The organism is Gottschalkia acidurici 9a (assembly GCF_000299355.1).
Taxonomy (GTDB): domain Bacteria; phylum Bacillota; class Clostridia; order Tissierellales; family Gottschalkiaceae; genus Gottschalkia; species Gottschalkia acidurici.
The window spans coordinates 409,371-427,524 of the sequence record NC_018664.1; the positions used below are offsets into that span (position 1 = coordinate 409,371).

Consider the following 18,154-nt stretch of genomic DNA (forward strand, 5'->3'; position numbering starts at 1 on the left):
AACTATTAGAATATCTAATGTCAGTTTTATTCCCAGCGGAAAAAACGTATAGAAACACTTACGCAAACAACCATAATTGATACCATTATAATGATTGAAGATAAGGAGGCATGGATTGGTAAACCCAAAGAAGTAGCTTTGAGTAGCTTAATTCCTTGTGTCAAAGGTAATATATCTGATATCCTTTGAAGTGATGTGGGCATAATTTCATAAGGCAACGTAGCACCTGAAAAAATAAGCATTGGAAAGTATAGTACACAACACAATAGGTTAGCTATTTTAATATTAGATGCAACTCCTGCGACCATCATTCCTATACTGTAGATTGATATCATTACCAAAAAATAAGCTCCAATAAATGAAAGCCATGAACCATACATTTGATAATTGAAGAAAATAACAGCCACTATATAGACAAGAACTAAGGAAACTATAGACATAAGTGCATTAATTGCAACCTGAACAATCAAAAGTAAAGCTGGGCTTATTGGTGTTACCTTAAAACGCTTGAGTATTTTTTTATGCCTATAATCTGAGATTACTAGGGGAAGTCCCATAACTCCTGCAGCACATATTCCAATAGACACTACTGCACCGAATGACTGAGCTAAAAAATGTATATTTAGCTCCATCAAAAGCCAACTTGTTCCCATAAATAATTCCGAGAATTATCATTATCACAATTGGCATACAAACCGCGAAGATGACCATATCCATGTTACGTATAGATAGCTTCAATTCAGTTTTAAACAATGTGTTAAATGCTTTCATTCTCTTTATCCTCCTCTTCCGTGTACCAAAGGTAAGCATCCTCAAAACTCTCGAAAGGACTATCTGTAATTGCTTCCTGTACTGTTCCTGAAAATATAATTTTTCCGTCTCTTAGAATACTGATTTTGTCACATAAAGCTTCTATCTCATCCATAAAATGAGATGTTAAGAATATAGTTAAACCTTTATCTTTTAGATCAGAAAGGCATTTCCATACATCTCGCCTTGCTTTAGCATCTAGTCCTGTAGTTAACTCATCTAAAAACACAACATCAGGATTAGGAATTAGAGCAAGGACAATGGACAATCTCTGTTTCTGTCCACCAGAAAGTTGATTTACTTGACTTTTCAATTTGTTGGAAAGACCAAATTGATTTAATAGGGTATCATAATTCAAGTAGTTCTTATAAAGCGATTGTGTGACTTCACAAAGCTCAGCTACTGTTATTTTATCTTGATAAACTACCTCCTGAAATTGAACACCTATTCTGCTAAATAGCTGTTTTCGTTCTGTTTGGGGGTTCATCTCTAAAATTGATATGACTCCACTGTCACACTTTTTAATACCTAAGATACATTCAATAGTTGTACTTTTACCTGCACCATTTGCTCCAAGTAGACCAAATACTTCACCACGACGAACTGAAATATTAACATTTTCAACTGCGCTTATACCAGCATATGACTTGCTTAAATTCTCCACTTTGATTGTTGTTTCCATTCTTACAACTACCTCCTATTCTTTTTATTTATACAAAAAGGATAACACCAGATCAAAGTCTGGTGTTAAGGTGTAGGGTTTGTTTTGAATTTTTCTTGCATCTTTTCAAGGCGAGCAATTATATCTAGTACATTTTGCTCAGCATGAGACAAAGATGTGAGTAGCTTATCATATGCAGAGACGATATCCTCATTTTCATTTGGAGTATCAATTATCTTTCTTATGTCAACTTTGGAATTGTTAGATAAAGCTCCTAGCATTCTCAAAATAGCAGAAAGTGAGTAATTTGCACAGCGAAGAGAGCGAATGATTTTTAATTGATCAATATCTTTATCAGTATATACACGATAACCGTTGTGTTTTCTCTTCACAGTCAGCAAACCGTTCATTTCCCAATTTCTTAAGGTATCTATTGAGATTTGCAGATAATTAGCTGTTTCCTTTCTAGTGAGATACAATTTGTTAGTTCTTTGATTAGTTTTAGATAATACTTTTGTCACAATTTCTATAGCTTCTTCAGCATTCTTCTGTTCAGTCTTAATTTGTTGCAAGTAACTTTTTGCAAGGATAATGGACTTATCAAAATTTTTATTAGCTGAAGCTTTGATAATATCAATTACTTTCTTTCGCAATCCATTTTGCAGAATCTCTACTTTTAAAGCAGTTCTTGCGAGTTTGAATTGTTCTAAGTGAAGATCAGTAAATATACGGTATCCATTTGACTGTCGTTCTGGCTTAGATATTAAATTTAATCTCTCATAAAGTCTCACAGTATTGGGATGTATGCCGATTATTTTTGCAATTTCAGATGTTCTATATACCGTCATTCTGTAATCTCACCTCCAATATTTTTGTACATCATAGCATTAAATAGAAGTCTGGTGTTATAGTGTAGGGTTTTATTATAGTCTATGTTAACAAGAGATAGAGCTCATAAAATGTCTCTCGTTATATATAACTAAAAAGTTTCATATTATAATAATATAGTGAGATAATTAATAAAACTTTATAAGCTTTTAAATTAAATCAATTAACTTAGTACCAATATATATAGTAGAGTAAAATTAAAAGCCTCAAACCTTGTGTATAACTTAAAATATATCACTTCCTATTGACATAAAAAACTATAAATGATATACAGTACAATAAGGAGAAAGTTGAGAAGAAAGTATAATTTTACAGAACATAGAGAATATTACTTCTTAAAATCTTTTGAATATATTTATATTTTGTTATTTATAGAGTATCAAAGAATATTTAGAAAATAAAAGATAATTTTAGAAGGAAACGTAAAATATTATTATGATTTATAAAAAAATAGATAGTTTGTACTTTATAATATAAAGATATTTATAATAAATATTAAGTATATTTGAAATGTTAAATTACAATTATATAAAAGAATAAAAAAGAAATGTTCACAGAGTTTTTTGTGAAAAATTAAATAATCATACGAGGAGAATGAGTAATGAGAATAGAAGAATTATCAATAAATCAAAGAGAGAATGTTTATAATAATCACTTAACGGTAGACTTTCCTGAGAGTGAAGTTAAACCACTTAAACAGATTGAAGGTTTAATTGAGAAAGATAATTATGTTTGCTATGGCTTTTTTGAGGGTGAGGATCTGTTAGGATATACATACTTTGTAAAAACTAAAAGTTCTAATACGTTATTATTAGATTATTTTGCTGTTAACAAGCAATATAGATCTAATGGTATTGGTAGTAAAATTATTGGATCTATAAAAGACAAACTTCATGGTAAGTATTCATTATTACTTGGTGAAGTTGAAAATCCAGAGTTTGCATGTGATGATAATGATAGATCTATGAGAGAACGTCGTATTGCATTTTATTTAAAAAATGGATTTAAAGTAAGTAGTGTGAAAAGTAGTGTTTCAGTAGATGATTATATAATAATAACTTTAAACTTGAGTAAAGAATTAAATGATAAAGAAATTTATCAAGAAATGAGTGAAATCTATCGTGTTATGTTTGGGGAAAAGTTCTTTAATGAACATATCAATATTTCAATATAGAAAATATATAGTAAATGTAAAATTTTAAAAGATGCAATTAACAATAAAATATGAAAGGGAGTGATAAAAACATGAACAATGAGGGCGTTTCTAAAACACTTTTAGGAAATTTATCAATAAAAAATAGAAGTATTATATCAAAAATTATTTTCTTTACAGTAGTAATTTTTATTTTGATATCTTTCCTGACTCAGGCCTCTTTATACAAATACGTAAAAAATATAGTGTATAATATGGAATTAGAGAAAGTGAAGAATGCACATTCAACAGTATATGATACATTCACATCCGCTAGTGTTACAAATAAGTCTGCAAATGAGGCTATGAATGAGCGTACCGTGATAATTTCTAAAGCAATTGCTAACTTTTTATCAAAGAGCAACTACTCTGTAGAAGAGGTCAAAGAAGTTGGACAAAATATGGGGGCTGAAGAAATCAATATTATTGATGAACAAGGCATTATAATTAGCAGTACAGTAGAAAGTAATATTGGAAAAGATGTAAAAGGTGAAGAGAAAATATCATCAGGGTTAGAGGCATTAAATGGAGAGGTTGTGGTTGGACCAGCTCCTGCTATGGGTACAGATCTAATTCAGTACATTAGTGTACCCCGTATAGATAAAAAAGGTGCCATTCAAATAGGATTTAGTTCTAAGCCACATAATAAAATACACGAAGACTCTAATCCTCAAAGCTCGATAGGTCAAACACAGATAGGTAAAACAGGTGTAGTAATGGCTTTTAACAGCGATGGTAAAATAAAAGTACACTCTAATCAAGAACTTGTAGGTACATCTATAGAAAATAAAGATTTTCTAAAGACAGTTGTAGAAAATGAATCTGGAGAAATTAAATTTGTAGAAAAAGGTATAGAGTATTATGGTATTTATGAAAAAAGATTAGGATTATATATTACAGCAGCAATGGGAATTAAGGAAGTTGAAGAAAAAACTTGGATAGTACAAAGAACTTCTATGATCTTTTCTATAATAACTCTTATAATAGTTGCACTTGGAGTATACATGATATTTCAAAAGCTTATCGCCAAAAAGATAAAAAACTTTTTAGTTGAACTAGACTTTGTAAGTAGAGGAGATTTAACAAGAAACATTCATTTAGACTCTGATGATGAAATGGGAACTATGTTCAAAAGTTTTAATAATACAGTAAATAGTGTTAGGGATATAATAAAAGAAGTACTATCATCTGCCGAAATAGTTACTTCTAGCAGTGAAGAGCTAGCTGCTAGCTCATATCAACTATCAGATACATCACAAGAAATATCTAAGGTTATTGAAGATATAGCAACAGGTTCAGTAAAACAAGCAGAGGATGTTAAGAGTGGTTTAGAGAAAGCTATGAAGCTAGAACAAAATACGTATAAATTAAGCTCGCTTACAAAAGAATTAAGAGATATATCTGATAAAATAGAATCCTTAAAAGATAAAGGAATTATAGACAACGAGAATGTGACTGATAAGTCAGACTTAAGTAACTTATCAATAGAAGAAATATCTAAGATGGTAAGTGAAACCAATGAAAGCACTAAAAAAATTAATGATATTATTAGTGTGATTAATGATATTGCTAGTCAAACAAGTTTACTTGCATTAAATGCTTCTATTGAATCAGCAAGATCAGGAGAGGCTGGTCGTGGATTCTCAGTAGTAGCGGAAGAAATCAAAAAGCTTGCAGAACAGTCATCTAACTCAGTTAGTGATATTAAGAACATAACTAATGAATTACAGTGTAAATCGACTCAAACTGTAGAGACAATGGAGAAAGTTAAAGAAATCATACAAGAACAAACAATAGCTATAGATGATACTAAAAGAGTATTTCTGAATTTAGCAGATGAAATTGAAGAATCTAGAAAAAAGGTAGATGAATTAAATCTACTAGAAGGAGAAATAATGTCTAACAAAAGTGATATTATGAATGCATTCGATAGGCTTTCAGTAGTTGCAGATCATAACTCAGATAGTACTCAGCAAGTTTCTGTTACAACTGAAGAACAAAGTTCTTCTATAGAAGAGTTAGCTAGCTTCAGCAATAATTTATCAGAATTATCATTAAAGCTTAAAGAAATAATTAATAGATTTAAGATATAGAATAAAGACATATTTACTAGAATAAAAATATAATTGAAAGTTACTATGCAACTTAGAATTAGTACCAAAACAACACTTTATTGATAATTAATATTATTATCAATAAAGTGTTGTTTTAAATTCAGAAAACCACGTACTATATGATTTAGCTCTAGAGGGGTATAGCTATGATAAAAAGTATATATGACTCATTCTATTTCAAATGTAAATGGAGATGAAATATTTCATCCCCATTTACATTTTTATAATTCATCTGTATCTTCTTTATTAATACCAGACTTATAAAGCTGTCTATTATCTAAAGACCATATTCTTTCTGTAAATTCACTTTGATTAGTATCTTTGAGAGCTTTCTCCATATCATACATAGATGCGTCTATAGTGTCTAGATAGTGTAAAAGTTCAGCTTCTGGTATCATTGGTTTTTTTGGACTTCCATACTCAGGATGATAGTGATGTGTAAGTATCATATGTTTAATGAGAAGATTAATTTCCGGATCTATATTTAATTCTCTACAAACCCTATCTATATTTTCTATTCCTTGTATAATATGTCCTAGAAGTTGTCCTTCTATAGTGTATTCAGAAACTATTCCTAAATTGCTAGAATTCATTTCCTCTAACTTAGCCATATCATGTAATATTATACCTGCATATAATAAGTCTCTATTTATAAAAGTATATATTTCAGAAAGCTTTTCACCAGAGTTAATCATTCTAAGAATATGATACATAAGGCCTGAACGTATAGCATGATGATTTTTTTTAGCTGCAGGATAGTATAGTAATTTTTCCTTGTTCTCAGTAACTATCCTGTGAACTAATCTTTTAATATCCTCATTTTCCATTTGATCTATGTAAATTAATATACAATTATACATTTCTTTTGAACTTAAAGGTGCAGATTGAACAAAGTCTTCTATATTTAAATCATCCTCATCATTTATATTTCTTAATTTCATTATCTTTAATTGCTTTTTTCCTTGCCATTCTAAAATATCGCCTCTTATCTTTATTATACTATTTTGGATATAAGCATTATCATCTCCCTTATAATCCCATAGTTTTCCGTTCATTTCTCCTGTATCATCTGATAATGTTATATCTAAAAAGCAATTTCCATTTGAAGCTACTTTTTTTTCAACAGACTTCAACATAAAAAATCCATCTATACGTTCATTTACAGTGAAGTCTTTTATTTTTTTATATTGCATTTTATCTCTCCTAATCTCTATAATCTATCTTGTAATTTATACTTTTAATATACATTACAAGACTTTATATTTAAGTTATCCATACTATGAATTTATTAATTAAGATTATAATAAATATTATCCCACAGAGCAAATAACATATAAAGGCGATAAAGTGAAAATTACAGCCATTTATGTAAGAAAATCAAAATAAACTATGAAAGGTGAATTTATAAAAACCAAATAGACATATGTAACGACTATGCTAGAAATAATATTATAGTAAAATATTATTTAATTTATTACGATGGAGGATACTTAGAAAAAAAGCAATGAGTTACCAAGCTTAGGGGAATTATTATTGATTAAAAAATGGTGAAATTAATATTTTAAGATGTTACATATTTGATATCATCACTAAATCCTTAAGAGGTTTTTTAATATAATAAATTTATTAGTAGAATATAAAGACTTTATTATATCGATTAAATATATGATTTATATGGAAAGTGTATTCTTTCAACTACGAAGAGAAGCTATATTTGAAAGAATAAAAGATAATTTATCTAAATTAGAGAAAGCAGGTAAATACATTAGCTTTCTCTAATCAAAAAATGACTTACAAAGTAAAGATAGATTTTGAGAAATATCTAAAGTTCGAAAAATCTTATTAGAATAACTTTATTCTAATAAGATTTTAGGTAGCTCTTCTAATAGTCTTTCTCTTGTAAATGCATCACCAGAGCTCCATTTTGCATTATTAACGAGATAGGCGTGTCCATTTCTCACAGCGGGAAGACTCTTCCAAAGAGAAGTTTCTATTAGTTCTTCTGTAGCTAATCTTGATTCTATTGCTTCAGGGAATAGAATGAAAACCCTATCACCCGCATAATCAGATAATAAATCTAAGGATATTTCCATATAGCCTAAACCATCATCTATAATTTTTTTAACAGGATCTACTGGTTGAAATCCATAGCTATGATAGAGAGAGGATGGAAGACCTTTAAGCCCCATAACAAATAATCTCTTTCCATGATCAAATGTAAAAACGGAAGCTGTTTCGCCATATCTTAATGTTGATTGAAGTTGCTGCCACATAATATTTTCTCTCATATTATAACGACTAATCCAGTCTTCCGCCTCTTCTTGTTTATTAAGCCACTTTCCCAAAGTCTTCATACGGTTTTCTAATGATGCCCAAGAATTATGAGTAACTGTAGGAGCAATTTTAGAGATCTCTTTATATTGCACTTCATCATCATTTGTGAAGATAATTAAATCTGGATCAAGTTTAAGACACTTTCCGGTGTTAAAAGGAAATCCTATATCGTGGACAGAGCGAACATAATTTTTATAAAAAGTATTTTCTATATTACTACCTATAGGGCATATTCCAAGTGCTAATAAATCACCCAATGATTCACCATGATAAATTATTCGTTTAGGTGATGAAGGTATTTCTACATTATGACCTGTCCAATCCCTTATCAAAACTTTTTGTCTCATGAAATGGGCATACTGTTTTGGTGGAACACCTACTACTTGACGAAAACGACGATTAAAATAGTATTCATCATTAAATCCAACACGCTGTGCAATTTTTCTCAAGGGCTCATCAGATTCATGAAGTAGGTGCTTGGCATTTTTAATTCTTAAGGTTGTTAAGTAGTCGAGTGGTTTTTGGCCGGTTAAGGTTTTAAAAATACGACTATACTGCCATGAAGGGATTTTAGCTCTATCTGCTAGTTGTTTAACTGTTAAATCTTGACAATATTGTTCATTGATGAACTTAATTGTTTGTTGAACCGCTGTTGTATTATCTTTAGTATCATCATTATCTACTTGGTATTCAATTAATATCTTTAATAGTTCATAAAACTGTATTTGTTTATTTAAATGTTCTAAACTATTTTTATTATCTCTATTCTTATATAATTCTTCGGTCAAGCGATATAAGCGGGTAAGTGGGTAGATAGAAAACTCAATCTGATTATGAAATACATCTTCCGAATAAAGTGATGGCTCTTGATTTTCATTACTTTGAATAACTTTATACGTAAGTTTATAGAAGCTTAGAAAATTTTTATCTACATTTACCATCTCTAGCAGAGTTTCTGGTTTTAATACGAAGCATTTACCCTGCGTTGCAAAAAAAGGTTCACTTTCGATAGAAACAGTTGCGCTTCCATCTATAAAAATAAATAAAGTGTGAAAGTTAGAATTAAAATTGTTAAAATTCCAGTTACTATCCCACTTAATATAGCTAATATCAATTAGTTGAAAAAATAGTGATTGTTTAAATAGACTTTGATTACTAGTCATAAACAAATTCTCTCCTTACATAAATGAAAGTAATTATCAGTTACTAAAATTATATAAAAAATAAAGAGGCATTTCAACTTTAAGATGAAAGCCTCCTTATAACTATTTTTTTAACATTCTAGGAACTTCTTCTAATAACCATTCTCTAGTAGATGCATCACTATTACTTTTTTGAATATCTATGAAATAAACATGTCCATTTTTAACAGCAGGTAGATCATTCCATAGCTGACTATTTATCATTTTAGCTGTTGATTCCTTTGCATCGTGCAAGTTAGTTTCAGGATTAAGAACGAAAATCCTATCTCCTGCATACTCAGGAAGGAGTTCTAAGGATATTTCTGCGAAACCCTTTTTTTCATCAAGAAACTTTTGAATTTTATCTCCTGGTTTAAAACCTTGAGGAGAATATAGCACTTGAGAAAGACCAGTAGTTCCCATAATAAATAATCTATTTCCAGGATAGTAGGTAAGTACTGTAGCTGTTTCTCCAGGTTGTATCGTTCCATCCTCTATAAGTTGTTGCCACATATGTGATAATTTCTTATTATATTCTTTCAACCAATTATCTGCTTCTTGTTTCTTTCCTAATATATCTCCTAGCTCAGATAATCTATCTTCTAGTGGGGCAAAACTATCAAACACTATTGTTGGAGCAATTTTTGATAGCTGTTCATAGACTTTTTCATCTGAACCTGCAAAAACAAATAAGTCTGGCTTAAGTTCTAATACTTTTTCTAGGTTAACTGGAAACCCCACATCTTCCACATCTTTCGCACGATCTTCATAGATATGATCTTTAATCCATACATTACCTGTACCAACTGCATCTACACCAATGGCTAGAAGGTCACCAAAATTTTCGCCATGAAAAATTACTCGCTTTGGTGAAGCAGGGATATCAACTTCATGTCCCATATAATCTTTATATTTGCGAGTTTTTGATTTCTCAGATTCATTTTGAGTTGATATTTCATTATCCTTTTCCACTGTTTTAGAGTTACATGCAGTTATAAACACACTCACTAGTAGTAAGAGAGAGAAAGATAAAATCATTCTTTTTGCATACTTCATAATTAAATACCTCCAAGTTTATAAGATAATACTAATGAAATTCATTATCATTTATTATAAAGATAGTTTATCATTGTATCAATGGACAAAGATAAATAGCATAAATTTTTTTTGTACAAAAATAAATAGAAAGGAGGTAACTTATTGAAAAAATCAGATAATCAAATATTACTTTAGAATTATGCATCAATTAAGATTCTTGATGTTCGTTATATGACAATGAAACTTGGAGAACAATTAGATTCTTACTATTTACCTACAAGTACATTCTTATATATTACAAGGGGTAGTGCGAAAATATATATGGACGGAGATATGCAAATTACTGAATCATTTCATATAATTCATGGTGGCAAGGGAATGTGTCTTGATATTATCCCAAAGGAAAGTCTTGAGTACTATTTAATTATGTATAAAGCAATGATTCCTCCAAAATCTAATAAAGAGATTATGAAATTAATAGATAAGATGAATCCATATTGAAAAATATTTAGAATTAGCACTATTAATATTAGTAAAAAATACTATATTGATAGTGCTTTTATATATTACCATAAAGTTAAATGAAAATAAAAACCACAAAAAAATAGAAACATAAGTACAGTAGTTTTAGAAATGAAGTGGAGTTCTAACATAAAAAATTTAAAGTATTTTAGAAAATTATAAGAAAAATTATGCACTACTTTCTTTGCAATACGATCAACACAACAGAAGATAAATTCTAAACATAGAATGATGACAACTATTGATTATGTAGCAATAGGTAGAAATAACAGGAAAGTTAGAAAAATTTATCATAAAATGCTATAATGTATTAGAATTTATAAAATATATTAGGGAGGAGTTTTATGATAAATAAATTTAATATTATAGGGTTTATCATAGGAGGTATTTCGCGCCTATATTGACAGGTTCAATAGCTAGATTTGAATCAGAATCAATAAGAAAACATATATGTTCTTTATAGTAATATTAGACTAGTTGCATATGGAAATCTAGCAACTTTTAAAGTAAATTTAATTGGAAGTAAAATAGAACCTTTCATTTACAATGAAACTACATATTTACCAGTTAGAACAGTTGATGAAGCTATGAAGAAGAAAGTGGATTGGGACAATAAAAGTAAAACTGTTTACATAAGAAAATATCAGAAGAAATAAAACATAACAGATACTTAGGCTAATTTCAAATTAGGATTTATTCATTTTAATTTTAAACAACTTGAAGATAAAATTGATTCAACTTACTCTGGGATCAATACTTCAGAAAACACAAATATTTTATTTAGATGAAAAACTATACAAAGCTTTATCTATTTCAGAAGATGAATTGCTTCATATGGTCGATATACCAATATCAGTACAAATCATTTGAAAGTTATTAAAGAAATCAATAAATTAACTATAGGACAGATGGCTTTATTTTGAAATAGATAGTTCAAAATTTAATGTTAACAAAGAAAAAAGAAACATCATATTAAATAACTGATGTGATATTTCTTTCAAAAGGAGAAAATTGACTTATGAAAAAAGTATTATTAGCTTTGATTTTAATTTTATCTTTAACTGGTTGTAATGAAAGACAACTAAACAAAGCATACGAATATTTAAAAGCACAAGAATATAAAAAGGCTGAAGATATATTTATTAAAGTGTCAAATGATAAGGATATACAGAATTCGAAAAAGGCATACCTTGGACTAATAGAAATATATGATGAACTAGATGATATAGAAAAATTAAAAGAAGTATTAGAAGAGTCTACAAAAAAAGGTTTAAAATATCAAGATGAAAATACATATAATAAAATATTTGATTATTATAAATCAATAGGTGATGAAAAAACAATAAGATATTTAGTTGAAGATGGATTTTCGAATATAAAACTTCCTATTGATATATATAGAGAATATATAATAAATGATAATATAGGTAATTCTGAAATAATAGATATTATAGTTGAAGATTTAAATGATGATGGGAAAAATGAGATCGCAGTTGCCCTTGGAAATAAAGGAATAGAATATAATAAAGATTCATATGTACAAGTTAATCTTAAAGTTTTTAATAATAAATCTAAAGTAATATATGAAACTGATGAACCAATGTCACATGAGATTGCAGATATACATATTGAATTAGGTGATTTTACTGGTGATGGTAAACCAGAGCTTTACTATAATAGAGCACATTCATCAAACTTTACGATAAATAAAATAGAAATATTGGATTTTAGAAATAACAAGGTTAAAAATATATATGATTCTGATTCTGTACTATTAGATTTAGATATATCAACAATAAGTGATAATCAGTTGAAAATCTTTTCACAGGATAAAAGAAAGTCTTATATACTACAGACTGATTGGGAAATGAACATATTTGACACAGAGTACCAGCGCTTCAATATGGGAGAATATAAGGTAGTTAAAGATAGGATTCGAAACATAGCAAAATTAGAACTTCCAATAACTCTTTGGGGCAATGGCACATATGGAAAACTACTAGTTACATATGAATATAAAGATGGGAAGGTAACTTATAAAGATTTTAAATTCACTCCGGAAGAAGGAGTAAAGATAGTTAGTAGCTTATCAGGCAAAAAATACGATTCGATAGAATATGGAAAAAACCTATTAATAAGATACTGGGATATGAAAAAAGATGACTCAGAACAAGGTAAAATTGTATTGAAAGTAAATGAAAATGATATGATTTTCTTTACACCTAATTCGGGCTATGTAGAAACGCAAGCTTATGAAGTTATAGAATGTGATGAGAAAAATGAAATAATAACAGTAAAAAAGATGATATCATAGAAACATATGAGATCTACTCTAGTGACACGAGAACAGAGATGGCACTGAAAGAGGGCAATAAGATATGGTCAGTATGGTCTCCAATTCAAAGTGTTTATGGATATTTAAATTAAAATTTTTAATATAGTAATATTAATTATATCTATGTTTACTTTTAATTACGAAACATATATTCATACTAGTTGATTTTAAGTCGTAGAAAAGAAGTAAAAAAGTTTTTAGAGGAATTTAATAGATAAATTGAAAAAGCAAAGATTGAAATGAATGAGGTTATTAGTAAAGATGACACATTTACTACTTTAATAATAAATGAGAAAAATACTTTTGTGATTGTTAATAATAGCATGAATCAAGGTAGAGTGTTATTTAAAGTCTTAGATATGAAGTCGCAAAAAAATATAATACTGAAAAATATTCTGGTGTTAGTTATGAGATTACTGGTGACTATATAGGAGACTGAGTATTTGAAATTAGCTGATTTTAATAAAAAAGAAGAATTCCCAGCAACGTGGACAGAGTTGGATATAGTGAAAAAAGATGAAGTAATAAAATTAGAAACAAAAAACTGTTTTATCTTAGACCTAATATAATAATGTACCAAGCTGAAGAACTAGTTAATAAAATCGTAGAAGTTACTTCAAAAAAGCGAAACAAAAATTAAATTTTAAGATATTCTCATGAATATGTAGCGTCCTGAGAATATCTTATTTTTTATAGAACAAAACATGAGTTGACTAATTAATAGTGAGTTGATAGAATAAAAAATACAATGAAATGAGAATCGTTATCATATATAGATATAAATACTTTAAAATGGGAGATGAAGTGGTGAAAATAGATGACCATATTCTGCTCTGGAATCGCACATCAATCAAAGTACTAGATGTACGCTATGTAAATATGAAGCATGAGGAAAAGCTTCTTTCTTACCAATTACCTTCAAGTACATTTTTATATGGAATTAATGGCAGTGCACAAGTATGGATAGATGGAGTCGTACAGATAGTAGAAAGATTTCATGTTTTTCATGGGGGAAAGGGCATGTACCTTGATATTATGGCAGGAGATAGCTTTGAGTACTATCTAATTATATATAAAGCAACAATTCCTTCATATTCTGAGAAAAGGATTTTTAAATTAATAGATAATGAAAATATATTTCAATCCCAGTATAACTTTTCCCCTCAATATCCACTTTCATTATTGGGCAAGGTAGAATTGATGAACCAGCAATGGGTCGTGGGAGGTATGTTAGAAAAGTTGCACACTAAAACATTATTATATCAATTTGTACATGATTTACTATGGCAGTTAAATCATCAAAATATTGAACTGAGTAAGCCTGATATAGTTACTCAAGCTATTCGTTATCTACATGATAGATATAGTGAGCAGATTACACTGGACTCTATATCTGAGGACTTAAATTACAGTACTCGTTATTTATCTAGAAAATTTAAGAAACAGATAGGAATGAGTCCTATTGCATTTTTAGTTCAGATAAGAATTAAAAAAGCACAACACCTACTAACAAGCACAAATGCATCTCTTCAGGAGATTGCGGAACATATAGGATATTCAGACATGTTTTACTTTAGTCGTATTTTCAAAAAACATACTGGAATGACTCCTATGAAGTTTAAAGATTACATGATAGCAAATAAAAAAGAGTCTAATTGTATATATAATAGGTCCATATCCCCCATTGTAAATGGAAATATGCAATGCTATAGTATTTGTGAAGATGATAATCATAATCAATACTATGAAGGGAATGATTTACCAATGTACAGAAAAATCAAAACACCAATGGTAGCAACTTTATTACTTTGCTTTATCTTATTGTTGGGTGCTTGTTCTAGTAGGACAGGTGAAACTACATTAACAGAGAATAAAGAAAATGTTGTACAAACTAAAAATAAAACAATAACAATTACTGATGATGCGGGTAGGAAAGTAGAAATACCAGAAAAACCAGAACGTATTGCAACAGACTGGTTTGTAGGACAAGTACTTTCACTAGATGTAGTACCAGTTGGAGCAGATATGAGGTATGTAGACTATTCACTTTACTTAAAAAATTATTACAACGATGGCGATATTAGTGATATAGGTGATACTAAAGCATCTTTAGAGAAATTAGTGGATGTAAATCCAGACTTAATTATTACTTGGGACAAGGACGCTGTAGAGAGGTACTCAAAAATAGCACCAACAATTGTGTTTTCAGAAGCTAAGTACAAGACAGTGCACGAAGAAATCACTGCAATGGGAAAATATTTAAATCGTAATGAAGAAGCAAAAAAATTTTTAGCGGAATTTGATAGACGAACTGAAAAAGCAAAGACTAAAATTAATGAAGTTATTAGTGAAGATGATACATTTAGTATTCTTGGTATAAATGAGAAAAGTGCTTTTGTGGTTGGTAATGATAGCGTGAATGGAGGTAGAGCGTTATTTCAAGTTTTAGATATGAAGCCACAAAAAAATGTTCAAAAAAAATACGATACTGAAAAATCTTCTGGTGGTAGTTATGAGATATCACATGAGGTTATTGGTGACTATATAGGAGATTATGTATTGGCAACAGTTCGTTCTGATAAAAAAGAAGATTTACCAGCAACATGGACAGAACTTGATGCGGTGAAAAATGATGAAGTAATAGAATTAGATGTAAAAAGATATTTTTCTTCAGATCCAATATCTGTGATGTACCAGATAGAAGAACTAGCTGATAAAATTGTAGAGACTGCTTCAAAAAAGCGAAGTAAAAATTAAAATTATTGTAAAATATTTGCTTAATATGTTAAATATTTTGAATCTTGTTATTTAAAAAACAACCCTTATGTTTACTATAAACAATTTTAATAAATTGAATTTTAAGGTATTCTCATGAGATATGTAGTAGCATGAGAATATCTATTTTTTTGATAGAACAAAACATGAATTAACTAATTAGAATCATGACTTGCTACGTTGACTTATTAATAGTAAGTTGATAGAATAAAAAATACAATAAAATGATAATTGTTATCATTTGCAGATATAAATATTTTAAAAGAGGAGATGAAGTGGTGAAAATAGATGACCATATTCTGCTCTGGAATCGCACATCAATCAAAGTACTTGATATACGTCATATAACCATGGAATATGGTGAAGAACTTAGATCATACAGATTACCTGCAAGTGCATTTCTATATGCAACTAGGGGTAATGCAAAAGTGAGTATTGATAATATAATAAAAATGACTGAAAGATTTTATGTATTTCATGGAGCCAAAGGAATGTATCTTGATATTATGGAAGTGGATAGCTTTGAGTGCTATTTGATTTTGTACAAGCTAATAACTCCGTTAAATTTTAGAAAAGAAAATATATCTCAAATTCCATACTTAATTTACCCTAACAATCCAATTTTTTTGTTTGATAAGGTGAGTCTAATGAACCAAAAATGGAACAGCGGAAATTCATTGGAAAAGCTTCACGTTAAGGCATTGTTATATGAATTTGTATATGAGATTTTACATCAAATAAGTAATAAAAAGGCTAATAAGACTAAACTTGATTTAGTTGAACAAACCACACAATATATATGTGAAAGATATAATGAACAGATTACACTCGAATCTATGGCAAAGGAACTAAACTATAATCATAAGTATCTATCTAGAAAATTTAAAAGTCAGACGGGAAAAAGTCCAATTACTTTATTAACTGATGTTAGAATTGAAAAGGCACAAGAAATAATGAGAAGCACTAACGCTACGATTGAAGAGGTTGCAAAGTATGTAGGATATTCAGATAAGTTTTACTTTACTCGTATTTTTAAAAAACATACAGGAATAACTCCAGGGAAATTTAAAGAATATACAATAAATCAGAAAAAGGTGTCCAATAGTACAAATGATAAGTTGATATCGTCCATTGTGAATAAAAATATACGATGTTACAATAAAATTGAGAATGAGAATCTGGATCAGTACGATGGAAAGGATGATTTATTAATGTATAAAAGGCTTATAAAATCAATGGTGTTAACTTTATCTCTTTGTTTTACTTTATTGTTAAGTGCTTGTTCTGGAACTACTAATAATACTTCAATAAATGAAAATATACAACCTAAGGGAAAAATGGTTATGTATGAAGCTGAAAATGGAGAAATTGAAATTCCAGAAAATCCACAAAGAGTGCTAACTGTATCGGATAGTTACGTAGGATATCTACTAGCTTTAGGTATCAAGCCAGTTGGAATGTCAGACTATGCATTAGGACACCCATTTTTTGAAGGAAAAGTTGACGGAATAGAAAGCTATGGAGATAATCAATCAGTAGAAAAAATTTTAGAATTAAAACCTGATTTAATTTTTACATTTGATAATATGGAAGCGCTAGACAAGATGGAAAAAATAGCTCCAACAGTTGCAATAAAATATGGTGAGAAAGACTTTAGAGAACAGTTACGTGAATTTGGAAAGATACTTGGAAAAGAAAAAGAAGCCGGAGAATGGATTACAAATTGGGATAAGAAAGTTTTAGAATATAAACCTACTATTCAAGAGATTATGAAAGATAAAACAGTTACTATCTTAGTGGGAAGTTCTAAAGGAATTTATGCATATGGAGAAAATTTTGGTAGGGGTGGAGAAATACTTTATGGAGAATTTCAATTAAAAGCTTCAAAGATTATTCAAGAAGCAACAATGGATAAAAAAGAAGGATATGCCCTTCTTTCACTCGAAAAACTTCCAGAGTATGCTGGAGATTATATATTTGTAGCAGAAAATCTGGAAGAAGAAATTAGAGAAAATGATTTATGGAAGTCACTACCAGCAGTAAAAAACAATAGAGTGTTTACTATAGATGATGATATATGGTATTTCAATGATCCTGTTTCTCTGGATAAACAGCTTGAACTCATTGTTAAAAATCTTACAGGAAAAAGTAAATATATAATTATTATATAAAAAATGTAAAAATAAAAGGCGAAATATCTCGAGTCTATATAAGAACGGAGCATTTGGCCTTTTTAATTTATATAAGATATTAATTTTTATATTATATTTGTTACATTGACTTACATATTAAAGGTATTGTTAA

Annotated in this window: 14 protein-coding genes; 8 read left to right on the forward strand and 6 right to left on the reverse strand. The window is 29.1% G+C overall.

What is annotated here, in order from left to right:
* Positions 1-26: 26 nt before the first annotated feature.
* From CURI_RS01920 to CURI_RS01930, 3 genes are all read right to left on the reverse strand, one after another.
* Positions 27-653 carry an ABC transporter permease gene (locus CURI_RS01920; RefSeq protein ID WP_014966596.1) on the reverse strand — a complete coding sequence of 209 codons (627 nt, stop codon included), beginning with the start codon at positions 651-653 and terminating at the stop codon, positions 27-29.
* 104 nt (positions 654-757) lie between these two features.
* Positions 758-1,492: an ABC transporter ATP-binding protein gene (locus tag CURI_RS01925; protein ID WP_041701379.1), complete on the reverse strand. Its 735-nt coding sequence runs from the start codon at positions 1,490-1,492 to the stop codon at positions 758-760.
* Between the two features lie 65 nt (positions 1,493-1,557).
* Positions 1,558-2,319 carry a MerR family transcriptional regulator gene (locus CURI_RS01930; protein ID WP_014966598.1) on the reverse strand — a complete coding sequence of 254 codons (762 nt, stop codon included), beginning with the start codon at positions 2,317-2,319 and terminating at the stop codon, positions 1,558-1,560.
* A 641-nt stretch (positions 2,320-2,960) separates the two neighbouring features.
* On the opposite strand from CURI_RS01930, the gene CURI_RS01935 reads away from it, so the two are divergent.
* Entirely contained in the window at positions 2,961-3,533 is a 573-nt protein-coding gene (locus CURI_RS01935; RefSeq protein ID WP_014966599.1) for a GNAT family N-acetyltransferase, read from the forward strand.
* Between the two features lie 71 nt (positions 3,534-3,604).
* Positions 3,605-5,644, forward strand: a complete 2,040-nt coding sequence (locus tag CURI_RS01940; protein WP_041701381.1) for a methyl-accepting chemotaxis protein — start codon at positions 3,605-3,607, stop codon at positions 5,642-5,644.
* 242 nt (positions 5,645-5,886) lie between these two features.
* Here CURI_RS01940 and CURI_RS01945 read toward each other — a convergent pair whose 3' ends face one another.
* The 3 genes from CURI_RS01945 to CURI_RS01955 all read right to left on the reverse strand — a co-directional run bounded on the left by CURI_RS01945 (position 5,887) and on the right by CURI_RS01955 (position 10,236).
* Entirely contained in the window at positions 5,887-6,858 is a 972-nt protein-coding gene (locus CURI_RS01945; protein WP_014966601.1) for a 3'-5' exoribonuclease YhaM family protein, read from the reverse strand.
* A gap of 660 nt (positions 6,859-7,518) precedes the next feature.
* Entirely contained in the window at positions 7,519-9,162 is a 1,644-nt protein-coding gene (locus tag CURI_RS01950; RefSeq protein WP_014966602.1) for an ABC transporter substrate-binding protein, read from the reverse strand.
* A 102-nt stretch (positions 9,163-9,264) separates the two neighbouring features.
* Positions 9,265-10,236 carry an ABC transporter substrate-binding protein gene (locus tag CURI_RS01955; protein ID WP_014966603.1) on the reverse strand — a complete coding sequence of 324 codons (972 nt, stop codon included), beginning with the start codon at positions 10,234-10,236 and terminating at the stop codon, positions 9,265-9,267.
* Between the two features lie 213 nt (positions 10,237-10,449).
* Here CURI_RS01955 and CURI_RS01960 point away from each other — a divergent pair, with 213 nt between their 5' ends.
* The 6 genes from CURI_RS01960 to CURI_RS01975 all read left to right on the forward strand — a co-directional run bounded on the left by CURI_RS01960 (position 10,450) and on the right by CURI_RS01975 (position 18,021).
* Positions 10,450-10,719, forward strand: coding sequence for a hypothetical protein (locus CURI_RS01960; RefSeq protein WP_014966604.1), 270 nt, complete (start codon positions 10,450-10,452; stop codon positions 10,717-10,719).
* Positions 10,720-11,267: 548 nt separating this feature from the next.
* A complete protein-coding gene (locus tag CURI_RS16480; RefSeq protein ID WP_420805150.1) occupies positions 11,268-11,396 on the forward strand; it encodes a stalk domain-containing protein in 129 nt (42 codons plus the stop codon).
* 362 nt (positions 11,397-11,758) lie between these two features.
* On the forward strand, positions 11,759-13,054 hold the full coding sequence (locus CURI_RS01965) for a VCBS repeat-containing protein (protein WP_014966605.1): 1,296 nt from the start codon (positions 11,759-11,761) through the stop codon (positions 13,052-13,054).
* Positions 13,055-13,518: 464 nt separating this feature from the next.
* Positions 13,519-13,644 (forward strand): hypothetical protein, encoded by a 126-nt coding sequence (locus tag CURI_RS16250; protein WP_266353695.1) that lies wholly within the window; start codon positions 13,519-13,521, stop codon positions 13,642-13,644.
* A gap of 238 nt (positions 13,645-13,882) precedes the next feature.
* Positions 13,883-15,832 (forward strand): AraC family transcriptional regulator, encoded by a 1,950-nt coding sequence (locus CURI_RS01970; RefSeq protein WP_051003932.1) that lies wholly within the window; start codon positions 13,883-13,885, stop codon positions 15,830-15,832.
* A gap of 296 nt (positions 15,833-16,128) precedes the next feature.
* Entirely contained in the window at positions 16,129-18,021 is a 1,893-nt protein-coding gene (locus tag CURI_RS01975; protein WP_051003935.1) for an AraC family transcriptional regulator, read from the forward strand.
* Positions 18,022-18,154: the final 133 nt, after the last annotated feature.